We start from the raw sequence: 15,649 nt of genomic DNA on the forward strand, positions 1-15,649 counted from the left end.
ATGACGAGACCGACGACAAAAGAGATCCAGGCGACGGCACAAGTCGCCGGTATTCCCGTGAACGACGAGATCGCGACGCGCATCTCCAATTCCATTGGACCGGCCTTCGAAGGCTTTGCCGCCATCGCCGGCACGTTGCCGTTCGACCTCGAGCCCGCGCTCTATCCGCTCGCGCAGACGCAGAAGGTGTCGAAATGAGCACCGAGCCTGCCTTGATGACGCTCACCGAGGTCGCGCGCGCGATCGCGATGAAGCAGGTGTCCTCGCATGAGGTGACGCGCGCGCTGCTGCATCGCATCGCGCAGTGGCAGCCGCATCTCAACGCCTTCATGTCGATCGAGTCCGAAGCTGCGTTGAAGGCGGCCGATGCCGCCGACGCCGCGCTCGCCAAAGGCGAGCTCCGAGGTCCCTTGCATGGCGTTCCGCTCGCGCACAAGGACATGTATTACGATGCAGGCCACGTCTCGACCTGCGGCTCGCTGATCCGCCGCGATTTCGTGCCGACCGTGACGTCCACCGCCTTGCAGCGATTGAAGGACGCCGGCCAGATTCGCCTCGGCACGCTGCATCTGGCCGAGTTCGCCTATGGCCCGACCGGCCACAACGCCCATTACGGCCCGGTGCGCAATCCCTGGAACGTCGCGCATATCACCGGTGGTTCGTCGTCAGGCTCCGGCTCGTCGGTCGCAGCGCGGCTGACCTATGCGGCGCTGGGCTCCGACACCGGCGGCTCGATCCGTATGCCCGCGCATTTCTGCGGTGTCACCGGTCTGAAGACCACCGTCGGCCGCGTCAGCCGCGCCGGCGCGATGCCGCTGTCGCAATCGCTCGACACCGTCGGCCCGCTCGCGCGCACCACTGAGGACTGCGCGCTGCTGCTGGCGCTGATGGCCGGTCCCGACCCCGAGGATTCGACCGCAAGCCACGAGCCGCTGTCGGACTATGTCGCGGCAACCAAAGGCTCGCTGAAGGGCCTCAAGATCGGCGTGCCCGCCTCGTTCTATGTCGACGATCTCGACAGTGAGGTCGCGCGCGTGCTGGACGAGACCATCGCGGTGCTCAAGCGCGAGGGCGCCGACATCCTCACAGTCGAGCTTCCGGATCAGCGGCAATTGTCCGCCGCAAGCCAGCTCGTGCTCGCGGCGGAAGCTGCCGCCTTCCACAAGCGCTGGATGATCGAACGTCCGCAGGATTATGGTCCGCAGGTGCTGATGCGGCTGCAGAACGGTCTCGCCGTGCCCGCCATCACCTATCTCGAGGCGATGCGCTGGCGCGGCCCGGCACTCGCCGCCCACAATGCCGCGGCCGCAGGCGTGGATGCGATCATCGCACCGGCATCTCCGGTGCCTGCACCGACCATCGAGGAGAGCGACGTCGGCGGCGGGCCGAACGCGCCGGCGCTGCTGCAGCGGCTGACGCTGTTCACCCGTCCGGTAAATTTTTTGGGCTTGCCGTCGCTCACCGTTCCCTCCGGGTTCACCAAAAGCGGCCTGCCTGTCGGCATGCAGCTGATCGGCCGCTCCTTCGATGAAGCGACTTTGCTGACCATCGGCGCCGCCTTCCAGCGCGTCACCGACTACCACGACCGGGTCCCCAAGCTGCCGTCATGACAAAGCTCGTCGAGATATCAGGCCTCAACATCCGCTTCACCGGCGAGCGCACGGTCTATGCCGTGAACGATCTCAATCTCTCGCTCGGCGACGGCGAGGTGCTGGGCCTGCTCGGCGAATCCGGTTCGGGCAAGAGCGTGACGCTGCGCGCGTTGATGCGGCTGTTGCCGAAGAAGCGCACGCAGATTTCCGGCAAGGTCAACGTCATGGGCCGCGACGTGCTCGCGATGAACGACGAGGAGCTGTCGTCGTTCCGCGGCCAGACCGTCTCGATGATCTTTCAGGAGCCGGCACTGGCGCTCGACCCGGTCTACACCATCGGCGCGCAGATCGCCGAGAGCGTCGTGCGCCACGAGGGCAAGTCGTATGCGGAGGGCACGGCGCGTGCGCTCGAGATGCTCGAGGTCGTGCGCATCCCGTCTGCCAAGCGGCGGCTCGATGCCTATCCGCACGAAATGTCCGGCGGCATGCGCCAGCGTGCGATGATCGCGCTGGCGCTCGCCTGCCGTCCGAAGATTTTGCTCGCGGACGAGCCGACCACGGCGCTCGATGCCACCGTGCAGATCCAGATCCTGCTGCTGCTGCGCGAGCTGCAACGCGAGTTCGGCATGTCCGTCATCTTCGTCACCCACGACATCGGCGTCGCTATCGAGATCTGCGACCGCGTCGCGGTGATGTATGCCGGCCAGATCGTGGAGCAGGGCAGCCTGCGCGACATCGTCCGCTCCCCGGTCCATCCCTATGCCAAGGGCCTGCTCGCCTCGACCATCCACGGCGCCAAGCGGGGGCAGCGTCTCGAGACCATCCCCGGCACCCCGCCATCGCTGGCCGAAATGCCCCACAACTGCTCCTTCGCCCCCCGCTGCGCCGTGGCGCAGCCGCGCTGCATCGCGCAATTGCCGGCGAATGTGGAGGTTGCGCCGGGCCGAGCGGCACGGTGCGTGCTGGCGGAGGCGGTGGTTGCGTCCTAGCAAGCTGTTGCTCCGGCCGTAGTCGACTGGCCGACAGAGTATTCGTGGCGAACTGAAGCGGACGGGGGAATTGTCTATGAATGCCGCATCATGCGGCATGCGCGTCGCACGGATTGGTTTCGCGTGCGCGATGCGATGGATTGCCGCATCAATAGGCAAATGTACTCACGCGTCGACAACGAGATCGCTTGCGTGGATTTCGCCACCACCGATCGTGCTGAGGTCGTTCCTCTGTGGCACCATGCTTTTGGTCTCTGCGCTGAATCGAGAAAATTTTAGGAAGATCGCACGAGGATACGTTGCCCAACGGCATCGCATGAAGTCAATTTTGAGTTTCTTCACGATGCGCGTTGCCGCCCCTCTGGCTCTCGCCCAGATTGTTCTCTAGATCAGCCAGACGAATCGGTGACGAAGCTTCCGAGCGGGTAGGGCAACGACGCGATCATGATGAATGCCATGTGGGGCGCGACTGCGGCAGGAACCTGCATCGGCCCTATCTGGAGCGTCCGGCGTAAGCAGGTGATGTCCCACATGGGATGCCGCTCCTTTATCTTATCTCGCTGAAGTTCGCCGGCCTGTCAGACGCAGGCGACACAACCTTGGGGAATACGCTTCCGTTTGGCCGACGTTGGTCGCGCAGCGGAGGCGAAAATACATGCAACAAGATGATCGCAGGCCGTCGAGCGCAGCAAGGCTCCTGGAACCAGTTCCCCTGCCACGCGAGCCCCGGGATGTCAGGGATAGAGCGCCAGCGCCGCCGCGGCTGTTCTCGACCCGGCCCTATCCTGCGCCGGAACAGTTTGACGTCTGGAAAACGCGCATGGCCTCGTTGCTCGATGTCGCGCCACCGGAAGGCCACGATCCCGCACGGGGATTCGAGGTCGAATACCTGACCTGCAACATGGCAGATGTCGTGTTTACGTCCGGACGGTTTACGGCTCAAACCTTCGCGCGCGTTTTCGCGCCATCCCCGGTCGATATCTGGTGGTTGTTCCGTGTGCGCTCGGGAGAAGCCTGGTTCGAGACCGGCGAGCGGCAAATCCATGCCGGGCCTGGAGCGATGTTCATCATTTCGCTCGACGACGACTTCCGCGGCCGCATCTCGGATTATGAGAGTCTGGTGATTGGCTTGCGGCGGGACGCATTCGAGCGCGTGGCGGAGCAGATCGACAGCGTTTGCAACACCATCCTGACCGGCAATCTGATCGAGCTGCTGGCCGATTATCTGGATCGGCTCGAAATGCGTGTCATCCAGATGTCATCTGACGAGTTGAGGCAGGCTGGACGCGCGACGGCGAGCATGATCGCCGCATGTATCGAGCTGTCCGGCACCAGGCTGGAGCAGGGGCGAGGCGCCATCGAATCGATCCTGTTCGAGCGCGCCCGCGAGTATATTGAGGCGCATCTGGGCGAGTTTGACCTCACGCCGAATCGCGTGGCGGAACAATTGCGGGTCTCGCGCTCGAACCTCTACCGTGCCTTCGAAAGCGCCGGCGGGGTGGCCGGCTACATCATGCGCAGGCGTCTGCGTGCCGCGCATGCGGAACTGGTCGCAAGCGCGGACAAACGGGTGCAGGAGATCGCCTATCGCCACGGCTTCAAGCAGGCGTCGGATTTCACGCGCGCCTTCCGACGTGAATTCGGCGTCAGCCCGCGCGTGGCGCGCGAACGGGCGCGCGGCGGATCAATTGCGGGTTGAATTGTGATGAGATCGCGCGGGTTCCGTGCTGATCGTTCAACTTGTGAGACGATCTGCCAGCTATTTGGACGCGCTGCCGAGTGACGTTGACCCAATTGTGTCTATCCTTTTCTACCATGACGACTCGGGGGCAACTTGATGGCAGCCGGGCGAGCGCTGGGTGGCAAGATGCGCTCGTTTAGCTTGATATGCCATCGGCCAGGACCGGATGGTGATCGCGCGATGCGCGATCATTTTCACACGTCGATGATGTGTGTCCGACAGATCCGCGCTTCGGTGCGGCGACCCTCGCGTTGGACAAGCTGTCACAAGGGGGCGCACCATGGCTGTCGCACGCAACTCAACCGAATCGCTGAAGCTTCAAGAGCGCGCCGGCTGCGTCCGGAACTGGGTCGCATCAGATGATGCGAGCAGCTATTCATTGCTGCGCCGGCTAAGGGCGGTGCTGCGTCGGGCGCTCAGGGTGAAGCGCAACGGGCCGCGGCTTGGGATGCTGACGGCGGGAGCAACGGTCGGTGCGATGCTTGTCGTGGTGGCGGTCATGGCTCCCCAGGCGGCGCTTGCCCAGGTTGCCATCGGCAATGGGGTCTTGAGCAACCCCGCCAACTGCACCAGTCCCACTGCTGCAACCGCAGGCAGCACTGCTCTTGGTTGCGGCGCCCACGCAGCCGGTGCCAATGCGACCGCCATCGGCACTAGCACCACTGCGAATGGCCAGAACTCGCTGGCGCTCGGCGATGCGAACAGCGCAACCGGCGATGGTTCGATCATCGTGGGCTACGCCAACTCTGTGAATGGGCTCAATGCGATCGGCATGGGTGTCTTTGCAAACGCGACCGGCGTCAATGCCCTCGCGGTCGGCGGAAACGCGCACGCCACTGCGGACGGATCGAGCGCCTTCGGTGTCAACACCACGGCAAGTGGGGCAAGTTCCCTTGCCTTGGGTTCGTCGGCCAATGCTTCCGGTGGTGCCTCGATCGCGATTGGATTGTCCTCCACCGCCTCATCTTCGAACGGTTCGGGCACGGCCATCGGGGTCGGCTCCAAAGCAAGCGCCGGAACCGGTGGCGGTTCTCCGATCGCCATCGGCGTGAATGCCAACGCCAGCGGGACCGCGCCGAGCGGCTTCACGTTCGAGGCAGTTGCGCTCGGCACAACCGCCACCGCGACGGGCGCGTGGTCGACCAGCGTCGGTTCGAGCGCATCCGCAACGGGGACGGGAGCCAGTGCGTTAGGTACGTCCGCCGCAGCGTCAGCAAATCAAGCCACCGCCATCGGTAACGGGGCGAAAGCCTCCGCGGTCGGCAGCGCATCCCTTGGATACCTTGCCAACGCGAGCGGCGGCAACGCCGCCGCGGTTGGCGTCCAGTCGGTCGCGTCGGGTACCAGCTCACTGGCGGCCGGCAATCTCGCCACGGCGTCAGGAAATTTCGGCGTTGCCCTGGGTAATCAGGCGCAGGCGCTGAGCTCCGGGGGCTCGGTCGCAATCGGATCGGGCGCAATCGTCAACAACGCGGCGACAGGCGGCGTCGCGATCGGTAACAACGCGGCGTCGAGTGGTGCTAATTCGATCGCCACGGGCGTTAGCGCCGTCGCCGGCGCCGTCAATGCCTTTGCCGCGGGATTTCAGGCCAATGCGTCGGCGGCCAGCGCTATTGCCATCGGCAACAATGCCGCGGCTAGTTCCGCCAACGCGGTCGCCCTGGGCACCAATGCTGTGGCGACCGGCGGCCAGGCGGTCTCCATCGGCGCGAACAACGTCGCCTATGGCAACGGCGCCGTGACGATCGGCGATCCGAGTTACGCCAGCGGCACGGGCGCCTTCACCGGCGGTGCAAACAACATCGCCAATAGTGACGGCACCGCGACCGCCACCGCCGCCAATCAGGCCGCCGGCGCCGTCGCGATCGGCAACAACAACAAGGCGATCGGTCAGGGCTCCGTGGCGCTGGGCAACGGCTCCACGGCGGGCGCGGCCGGTCTTGCGGGCAATATCGCGCTGGGTGACGGCGCAACGGCGGCGGCAAAATCCGGCGATGTCGCGCTCGGCTCCGGCAGCGTCACCGCTGTGGCGGTCGGCACGCCGAACACCGTGATCAACGGCACCACCTACAGCTTCGCCGGCACGACGCCGAACTCGACGGTCAGCGTCGGTGCGCTTGGCGCCGAGCGCACCATCACCAATGTCGCGGCGGGCCGGATCAGTAACTCTTCAACCGACGCGATCAACGGCTCGCAGCTCTGGGCCACCAACCAGGCCGTCGACGGCCTCGCCACCACCGTCAACAACATCAACACCGGTGGCGGCATCAAGTATTTCCACGCCAATTCGACGCTGGCGGATTCGTCCGCGGCGGGGACCAACTCGGTTGCGATCGGACCGGTCTCGACCGCCACCGGCAGCGGCTCGGTCTCGATCGGCAACGGCGCGACCGCCGCGAAAGCCAACGATATCGCGCTCGGCTCGGGCAGCCAGACCACCACGGCGGTCGGCACGCCCGGCGTCAACATCGGCGGCACCAATTACGCCTTCGCCGGCACGAATCCGCTTTCGACGGTCAGCGTCGGCACGGTCGGAAACGAGCGCACCATCACCAATGTCGCGGCGGGCCGGATCAGCAACGGCTCGACCGACGCGATCAACGGCTCGCAGCTGTGGGCCGCTACCTCCGCGATCGACAGCCTCTCGACCGTCGTCAGCAACGGCCTGACGCATTATTATGGTGTCAACGACGGCGGCACCCAGCAGGCCAACTACAACAATAACGGCGCGACTGGGACCAATTCGATGGCTGCCGGCGTTGCGGCGTCGGCGAGCGCTGCGGGAGCGACTGCGCTGGGCTTCAACACCCAGGCCACGGTTGCCGATGGCGTGGCGATCGGCTCGGGGTCGATATCCAACCGCGCGGTCGCGCCGACTTCCGGCACGATCGGCGGCACCATCATCCCCTACAACACCACCGATCTCGCGCTGCTCGGCGCGGTTTCGGTCGGCAATGCGACGAGCTATCGGCAGATCACTGACGTGGCCGACGGCACCCAGAGCAGCGATGCCGTCACCGTGCGGCAGCTGACCGGTGCACTGACCTCGTTCGCGACCACGACCACGAGATATTTCCACGCCAACTCGACGCTCGCCGACTCGCTGGCGGTCGGCAACAATTCGGTCGCGGTGGGCCCGCAGACCGTGGTCAATGGCGACAACGGCATCGGCATGGGCTTCGGCGCGACCGTGCAGCAGACCGCACCCGGCGGCATCGCGATCGGCCAGAATTCGCTGTCCAGCTTCGCCGATTCGATTGCGTTCGGAACCAATGCGCAGGCCAACGGCGTCCAATCGGTGTCGATCGGCGCGGGATCCCAGACGTCCAACCCGACCAGCGTTGCGCTCGGTCCGAACGCCAAGGCGACGGCGCAGGCCGGGGACGTCGCGCTCGGCGCCAATTCGACCACCTCGACGGTGGTCAAGACCACGAGCACGACGATCGGCGGCACCACTTACAACTTCGCCGGCACGGCGCCGACATCGACCGTCAGCGTCGGCGGCGCCGGTTCGGAGCGCACCGTCACCAACGTCGCGGCGGGACAGATCACCTCGACCTCGACCGACGCGATCAACGGCTCGCAGCTCTGGGCCACCAACGTCGCGCTGGACGGCCTTTACACCACCGTCAGCAACATCAGCAGCGGCGGTGGTGGCGTCAAATATTTCCACGCCAATTCGACGGCCGCGGATTCCACTGCGGCCGGTGCCGAGAGCGTCGCGATCGGCCCGCAATCGGTCGCAAGCGGGGCCAATGCGATCTCGATGGGCAACGGCTCCGCCGCATCGGCGGACAATTCGGTCGCGATTGGCGTCGGCGCCAAGGCGACGCAGGCCAACTCGCTGGCGCTCGGTGCGAACGCGACCACCACGGCCAATCTGAGCGATGCGGCCTATACGCCCGTTGTCGGCAAGAGCGTTGCGGGGGTGGCGACCGGCGAAGTGTCGGTCGGCTCGTCCGGGGCCGAACGCCGCCTCACCAATGTTGCCGCAGGCTCGGCCGCGACCGACGCGGTCAACGTCAGCCAGCTCCAGGCGGTGGCGTCGAGCTCGATCCGCTACGACACCGACGGCGCCGGCAACACCACCAACAAGCTGACGCTGAACAGCGGCAGCGGCGCGCCGGTGACGATCAGCAATGTGGCGGCGGGTGTCGCCGGCACCGATGCGGTCAACCTCAACCAGCTCAACAGCGCCTTCGAGCAGCTCAACGGCCGGATCGGCGAGGTACGGCAGGACGCCTGGCGTGCGGCCGCTATCGGCATGGCCGCCGCGTCGCTGCGTTATGACGACCGCCCCGGCAAGGTGAGCGCATCGGCGGGTGGCGGCATCTGGCGCAGCCAGGGCGCGCTGGCCTTCGGCATTGGCTACACCAGCGAGAACGGCCGGCTGCGCAGCAACGCGGCGGCGACCACCGCCGGGGGCGACTGGGGCGTCAGCGCCGGCGTGAGCCTGACGCTCAATTGACCCTGACCTCGACGCGGCGGCTGGCGTGCCTGGCTCTGGTGATCTGGCTTCAGGCGGCGGTGAGCGCATCCGCGCAGCCCGCACCGCCATCGGCTTACGCCGTGAAGCCTTCGGATGTCGTGGTGCCGGAGGGTGAGACGCTCGGCGAGTTCAGGCGGATGATTCAGCCGTTCAGGAACTGGACCTTGATTTGCGACGAGAGCCTCAAATCCAGGCGTCGCGTCTGCAACGTTACGCAATCAATCGTCAACGCGCAGGGCACGGTCGCCTTCAATTGGTCGCTGATTGCGACCGCCGACGGCAAGCCGCTGATGACGATGCGCATTCCCGCAGCTGCGGGGGTCGGCACGCATGTCGAGCTCGCGATGGGCGATAGCCCGGACCGAATCGTCGCCCAGACCGATCACTGCGACGCCAATTTCTGCTTCGCCACGGTTGCGATCGGCGACGTGCTCAGGCGCCACATCCGCGCGGCGACGCTGTGCCGTGTGTCCTTTCAGCTTCCGCAAGGAGGGCCGATCGTACTGGAGGCGCCGCTGGATGGGTTGTCCGGCGTATTGGCGAAACTGAAATGATACAAGGAGGATGAATACGCCGATGCGACTGAAAATGCCGACCCTGATTTTCGTGGCTGTCGTCATGGCAGCGCTCGGTGCGGCCGCTGTGGTGGGATATGCCCAGCAGGTCCAGCCTGCCGAGGCGCAGCCTATACCGTTGCAGCTCGGAGCTCCGGCGCCGGCCAAGAAGCCCGCCGCGAAGCCGCAACCACGCAAGCCGCGTCCGCAGGAGACGCAGACGGCGCCGGCTGCCGCAGCATCCGCTCCGCCGCAGCAGGCGGGGCAGCAACCGACCGTGTTCGACGATCATGCGCGGCAGGGCAACATCGTGACATGCGCCAATCTGTTTGGGACGCTCGGCCGCGGTCTCGCGACGAACTCCAACTACACCGCGCAGTCGCAGTGGGACGCCAAGGCCGGCAATTCGCATTCAGTACAGGCGCTGGTCGCGCTTGCGCCCGACCAGGCCACCCAGGGCAACACCAATCAGCGGGCCGCTGGTGTCGTGTTTGCTGCACCGGTCGGAGCGTCCTGCGAAGGCAATCTGGTGCGGGTGACGCCCCGGACGGAGAGCTGCTCGATCGTTGCCGACGAGCTCGCCAAGCTCAACGGTCACAACGGCGCGCTCGGTGGTCTCGCGACGATCGCGCTGCCGAACGGTGCGCAAGTGGTGCTCGTTCCTTTCGGCAACGCCTGTGTTGCGGTAACGACACTGCGCGTAGCCGGGTAGCCGCCGCCAAATCGGGGCACGTGCCGATGTCAGGAGCGATTGCTCCTCATGACAAAAATCAGTCGCGTCGGCATGGGGTTATGGCGATTCGCCGGGGCCATTTCGGCCGCGCTCATTCTACTGTGCATGGGGTTGTTTTCGCGATTCCTGTCTGAGCGGTCCCTCCGGGAACACCATTCAGACCCCATTCATCCCGGTTCCGGTTCCATGGGCCCGTTCACGGAGAGGGACTTCAACTTATGTATATTTCTGGCCAAAGCCTCATCGTCATCCTGTTTGTCGGCCTGGTTGCCGGCTGGCTCGCCGGCAAGGTCGTGCGAGGAAGCGGGTTCGGCATCATCGGCGACATCGTGATCGGCATCGCCGGTGCGTTCGTCGCGACGTTCCTGTTCCCGAAGCTCGGCATCCATCTCGGCCTCGGACTGGTCTCGGAGATCATCTATTCCGCCATCGGCGCCATCATCCTGCTGCTGGTGGTGCGGCTGGTGCGCGGCGGCGGCCGGCTCTAACCGGTTCGATCGATCGGAACCAAGCGCTTCTCCCCGTGCGCTTTGGGGAGAGGCGCTTGTCTTTGCTATAAAAAGCCGCAAAGACTGTGAAATACGGGACTTGCGGATTGGGCCGTCCTGGGTAGATGTGGCGAGGCCCGGATTAATTCGATTGCACTGCATGCGGGGAGAACCCGATATTAATCCGGGGCGCGTACGCCTCGATTTGTTTTTGTAATCAGGACTCTGGAAATCAGGGGGTTTGCCCCATTACCCGAAAGAGATCAGATTGATGGCAGCCGTTCCCGGCCTCCGCCGTTCAGAGCTCGGTGACGCGCTGCGTGCCTGCCGCACGGCGTTCATCGGCGTCGGTTTCATGAGCTGCATGATCAACCTGCTCTATCTGACCGGGTCGATCTTCATGCTGGAGGTCTACGACCGGGTGCTGCCGAGCCGCAGCATTCCAACCCTCGTCGGCCTGATCGTACTCGCCGGCGGTCTCTATATGGCGCAGGGCGTGCTCGACATGATCCGCAGCCGCATCCTGGGACGGGTCGGAACCGCGCTCGACGAGGCCCTGAACAAACGCGTGTTCGACACCATCGTACGTCTGCCGCTGCTGGTGGGCAGCCGCAACGAGGGGCTGCAGCCGCTGCGCGATCTCGACAATGTCCGCTCGTTCCTCGGCGGCATGGGCCCGAGCGCGTTCTTCGACCTGCCCTGGCTGCCGCTCTATCTCGCCATCTGCTTCGCCTTCCACGTCATGATCGGCGTGACCGCCTTGGTCGGCGCCATCATCCTGGTCGGGCTGACGCTGGTCACCGAGTTCCTGTCCCGCCAGCCGGCGAAGGATGCGATGGGCCTTGCCGCCCAGCGCAACGATCTCGCCCAGTCGAGCCGCCGCAATGCCGAGGTGCTGGTGTCGATGGGCATGGCCGGCCGGCTGAACGCGCGCTGGAGCGAGGCCAACGAAAAATACCTCGCCGGCAATCAGCGTGCGAGCGACGTCGCCGGCGGCCTGGGCGCCGTCGCAAAAGTGCTGCGCATGATGCTGCAATCGGCGGTGCTCGCGGTCGGCGCCTATCTCGTCATCCATCAGGAGGCGACCGCCGGCATCATCATTGCGGGCTCGATCCTCTCGGCCCGCGCGCTGGCGCCGGTCGATCTCGCGATCGCGCATTGGAAATCCTTCGTCGCGGCACGCCAGAGCTGGCACCGCCTCAGCCGCCTCCTGGAACAGATGCCGGCGCAGGCGACGCCGACCCAGTTGCAGGCACCCACCAGCCGCCTCTCGGTCGAAGGCGTGGCGATGGTTGCTCCAGGCGACCAGCGCCTTATCGTCCAGGACGTCAATTTTGTGCTCGAGGCCGGCAACGGCCTCGGCGTGATCGGGCCGAGCGGCTCCGGCAAATCCTCGCTGATCCGCGCACTCGTCGGCGTCTGGTATCCGGTCCGCGGCAAGGTCCGGCTTGACGGCGCGGCGCTCGACCAATGGTCGTCCGACGTGCTCGGCCGTCACATCGGCTATCTGCCGCAGGACGTCGAGCTGTTCGGCGGCACCATCGCGCAGAACATCGGCCGTTTTGATCCGGAGGCGACGTCCGACGGCATCATCTCCGCGGCCAAGGAAGCCGGCGTACACGAGATGATCATCAAGATGCGCGAGGGCTACAATACGCAAGTCGGCGAGCAGGGCACGTCGCTGTCCGCAGGCCAGGCGCAGCGCGTGGCGCTGGCGCGCGCGCTCTACGGCAATCCGTTCCTGATCGTGCTGGACGAGCCGAACTCCAATCTCGACACCGAAGGCGACGAGGCGCTGACCCGCGCGATCCGCAGCGCGCGCGAGCGCGGCGCCATCGTCATCGTGGTGGCGCACCGGCCCATCGGCGTCGAGGCGGTCGACCAGGTACTAGTCCTTCGCGACGGCCGCATGCAGGCCTTCGGTCCGAAGGAGAAAGTGCTCGCCCAGGTGCTCCAGCCCCGCGTCGCGCCGCCGGCGCCGATCAAGATCGTCAGCGAAGGCGGAGTGGCCAAACCATGAGCACGATGACGGTCGGCGGGACAAAGCCCGCCGCGACCAGGACGGTGCGGGAGTCGATCCGGTTTCACCTGATCCTCGGAATCTCGATCGTGCTGGTCCTGGCCATCGGCCTCGGCGGTTGGGCCTCCATGGTGCAGATCTCCGGCGCGTTGATCGCGCCGGGCCAGATCGTGGTCGAATCCAACGTCAAGAAGGTGCAGCACCCGACCGGCGGCGTGGTCGGCGAGGTGCGCGCCCGCGACGGCGACGTGGTCAAGGCCGGCGACGTCGTGGTGCGGCTCGACGACACCGTCACCAAGGCCAACCTCGCCATCGTCACCAAGAATCTCGACGCCGCGCTGGCCCGTGCGGCACGGCTGCAGGCCGAGCAGCGCGGTCTCGACAAGATCGAATTCCCGCCATCGCTGCTCGATCGCGGCGACGATCCCGACGTCAAGGCGCTGCTCTCTGCCGAAACCAAGTTGTTCGACGTCCGTGTCAACGGCCGTGCCGGCCAGAAGGCCCAGCTCCGCGAGCGCATCCAGCAGCTCAACGAGGAGATTGAGGGTCTTTCCGCGCAGGAGAAAGCCAAGGACAAAGAGATCTCGCTGGTGCAGCAGGAGCTGATCGGCGTGCGCGATCTCTATGACAAGCACCTGGTGCAGATCTCGCGCCTGACCACGCTCGAGCGCGACTCGGCCCGCCTCAACGGCGAGCGCGCGCAGTACATCGCCTCACGGGCGCAGGCCAAAGGCAAGATCACCGAGACCGAGCTTCAGATCATCCAGGTCGACAAGGACATGGTGAGCGAGGTCTCCAAGGATCTGCGCGAGACCAACGACAAGAGCGGCGAGCTGATCGAGCGCAAGGTCGCGGCCGAAGACCAGCTCCGTCGTGTCGACATTCGCGCGCCGCAGGACGGCATGGTGCTGCAATCGACGGTGCACACCGTCGGCGGCGTCGTCACTGCCGGCGATGCGCTCATGCTGATCGTGCCGCAGGCCGACGACCTCCAGGTCGAGGCGAAGGTCAACCCGGTCGATATCGACAAGCTCCAGATCGGCCAGAAGACGCTGCTGCGCCTCTCCGCCTTCAACCAGCGCACCACGCCCGAGCTCACCGGCGTCGTCAGCCGCGTCTCGCCCGACGTGACCACCGACCAGCGCACCGGCCAGAGCTATTATACCATCCGCGTCTCGCTGTCGGCGGAAGAGGTCGCCAAGCTCGGCGACTCCAAGCTGATCCCCGGCATGCCGGTGGAAGCTTTCGTCCAGACCGGCGATCGCACCATGCTGTCGTACCTCTTGAAGCCGTTGCACGATCAGTTCATGCGGGCGTTCCGCGAGAAGTGACGCGCGAAAGCGCGTCATCCCGGAGCGCGCTTGGCGCGCATCCGGGATCTCGAGCGGCAGTCTCGGTCTCGTAGGGTGGGCAAAGGCGCAACGCGCCGTGCCCACCATTTTCACGCAGCAATGATGATGGTGGGCACGCTTCGCTTTGCCCACCCTACGAGACTGCAATCTTGCTATAATGCGGCATGCGCCAAACAACCCCGCGTCGAACCATGCAGACCCCGCCCTCCATCACCACAAAATCCTTCACCGACGCCGGCCCTGCCGTCGCCCGTCTCGAAGAGATCTACGAGCGCAACACAAAGTTCCTGCGCGACCGGTTCGAAGCCTATGTCTCAGGCGAGGCGATCACGATGCGGGTGCGCGCCTATTATCCTTTCGTCCGCCTCACCACCGCGACGTATGCGCGGTTGGACTCGCGTCTCTCCTATGGCTTCGTCGCCAGACCCGGCGTGCACGAGACCAGCGTGACGCGGCCGGATCTGTTCCGCGCTTATCTCACGGAGCAGATCGGCCTCCTGATCCAGAACCACGGCGTTCCCGTCGAGATCGGCGAGTCCAATGAGCCGATCCCGATCCACTTCGCCTATCGCCGCGACATCAATATCGAAGCCGCCATCAGCACCAGCGAGAATTCGCCGGTTACGCGCTCGCTGCGCGATGCGTTCGACGTGCCTGATCTCGCCGCCATGGACGATTCGATCGCCGACGGCACGTTCGAGCTTCAGCCGGGTGCGCCCGAGCCGCTGTCGCTGTTCCGCGCTGCCCGCGTCGACTACTCGCTGCGCCGGCTCTATCACTACACCGGCACCGATCCCGAGCATTTCCAGAACTTTGTCATTTTCACCAACTACCAGTTCTATGTCGATGCCTTCGCGCAGATGTGTCAGCAGCGGCTTCAGTCCGGTGAGGCCGGGCTCGAAGCCTTTGTTGCGCCGGGCAACGTCATCACGCGTGCTGGCGGGGCGACCACCGGAGACGCGCCTACGCGCACGCCACAGATGCCGGCCTTCCATCTGGTCGCGCCCGATTATCGCGGCATCACCCTGATCAACATCGGCACCGGTCCGTCCAACGCGCGCAACGTCACCGATCACGTCGCGGTGCTGCGGCCGCATGCTTGGCTGATGCTCGGGCATTGCGCCGGCTTGCGCAACACCCAGCGGCTCGGCGACTACGTGCTGGCGCATGGCTATGTGCGCGAGGACCACGTGCTCGATCGCGAGCTGCCGCTGTGGGTGCCGATCCCGGCACTGGCCGAGATGCAAGTCGCTCTGGAGCAGGCGGTCGAGGACGTCACCGGCCTGGAAGGTTTCGAGCTCAAGCGCCTGATGCGCACGGGCACGGTCGCCAGCGTCGACAACCGCAATTGGGAGATATCAGGGCCCGAGGTCATTCGCCGCATGTCGCAATCGCGCGCAGTCGCGCTCGACATGGAATCGGCCGCGATCGCGGCCAACGGTTACCGCTTCCGCGTGCCCTATGGCACGCTGCTCTGCGTCTCCGACAAGCCGCTGCATGGCGAGATCAAGCTCGCCGGCATGGCCAGCGAATTCTACCGCCGCCGCGTCGGCCAGCATCTTGAGATCGGTCTCAAGGCGCTGGAACGACTGAAGCAGCAGGAGTCGGAGCGCTTGCATTCGCGCAAGCTGCGCAGCTTTGCCGAAGTCGCGTTTCAGTAGAGCGCTTATCAGTAGAGCACTTAGCTCTCC

General features: G+C 65.5%; 11 protein-coding genes. All 11 read left to right on the forward strand.

Annotated elements, in window-relative coordinates:
- Nucleotides 1–198 (forward strand): hypothetical protein, encoded by a 198-nt coding sequence (locus ABID58_RS04115; protein ID WP_148754995.1) that lies wholly within the window; start codon nucleotides 1–3, stop codon nucleotides 196–198.
- Entirely contained in the window at nucleotides 195–1,610 is a 1,416-nt protein-coding gene (locus ABID58_RS04120) for an amidase (RefSeq protein ID WP_354031620.1), read from the forward strand. Before ABID58_RS04115 ends, ABID58_RS04120 begins: the two co-directional genes overlap by 4 nt.
- Nucleotides 1,607–2,581 carry an ABC transporter ATP-binding protein gene (locus ABID58_RS04125; protein WP_354031621.1) on the forward strand — a complete coding sequence of 325 codons (975 nt, stop codon included), beginning with the start codon at nucleotides 1,607–1,609 and terminating at the stop codon, nucleotides 2,579–2,581. Before ABID58_RS04120 ends, ABID58_RS04125 begins: the two co-directional genes overlap by 4 nt.
- Before the next feature lie 820 nt (nucleotides 2,582–3,401).
- Nucleotides 3,402–4,280 (forward strand): helix-turn-helix domain-containing protein, encoded by an 879-nt coding sequence (locus tag ABID58_RS04130; protein ID WP_354031622.1) that lies wholly within the window; start codon nucleotides 3,402–3,404, stop codon nucleotides 4,278–4,280.
- A 322-nt stretch (nucleotides 4,281–4,602) separates the two neighbouring features.
- Complete coding sequence (locus tag ABID58_RS04135; protein WP_354031623.1) at nucleotides 4,603–8,790, forward strand: beta strand repeat-containing protein; 4,188 nt, start codon at nucleotides 4,603–4,605, stop codon at nucleotides 8,788–8,790.
- On the forward strand, nucleotides 8,787–9,365 hold the full coding sequence (locus ABID58_RS04140) for an invasion associated locus B family protein (protein WP_354031624.1): 579 nt from the start codon (nucleotides 8,787–8,789) through the stop codon (nucleotides 9,363–9,365). Before ABID58_RS04135 ends, ABID58_RS04140 begins: the two co-directional genes overlap by 4 nt.
- Nucleotides 9,366–9,399: 34 nt before the next feature.
- Nucleotides 9,400–10,077, forward strand: coding sequence for a hypothetical protein (locus ABID58_RS04145; protein ID WP_354031625.1), 678 nt, complete (start codon nucleotides 9,400–9,402; stop codon nucleotides 10,075–10,077).
- A gap of 239 nt (nucleotides 10,078–10,316) precedes the next feature.
- Nucleotides 10,317–10,586: a GlsB/YeaQ/YmgE family stress response membrane protein gene (locus ABID58_RS04150; protein ID WP_148755003.1), complete on the forward strand. Its 270-nt coding sequence runs from the start codon at nucleotides 10,317–10,319 to the stop codon at nucleotides 10,584–10,586.
- Between the two features lie 271 nt (nucleotides 10,587–10,857).
- Nucleotides 10,858–12,606: a type I secretion system permease/ATPase gene (locus tag ABID58_RS04155; protein ID WP_354031626.1), complete on the forward strand. Its 1,749-nt coding sequence runs from the start codon at nucleotides 10,858–10,860 to the stop codon at nucleotides 12,604–12,606.
- Nucleotides 12,603–13,937, forward strand: coding sequence for an HlyD family type I secretion periplasmic adaptor subunit (locus ABID58_RS04160; RefSeq protein WP_354031627.1), 1,335 nt, complete (start codon nucleotides 12,603–12,605; stop codon nucleotides 13,935–13,937). Before ABID58_RS04155 ends, ABID58_RS04160 begins: the two co-directional genes overlap by 4 nt.
- A gap of 212 nt (nucleotides 13,938–14,149) precedes the next feature.
- Nucleotides 14,150–15,619, forward strand: a complete 1,470-nt coding sequence (locus ABID58_RS04165; protein WP_354031628.1) for an AMP nucleosidase — start codon at nucleotides 14,150–14,152, stop codon at nucleotides 15,617–15,619.
- The last annotated feature ends 30 nt before the right edge of the window (nucleotides 15,620–15,649 follow it).

This window comes from Bradyrhizobium sp. S3.2.6 (assembly GCF_040546885.1).
In the GTDB taxonomy this organism is placed as follows: domain Bacteria; phylum Pseudomonadota; class Alphaproteobacteria; order Rhizobiales; family Xanthobacteraceae; genus Bradyrhizobium; species Bradyrhizobium cytisi.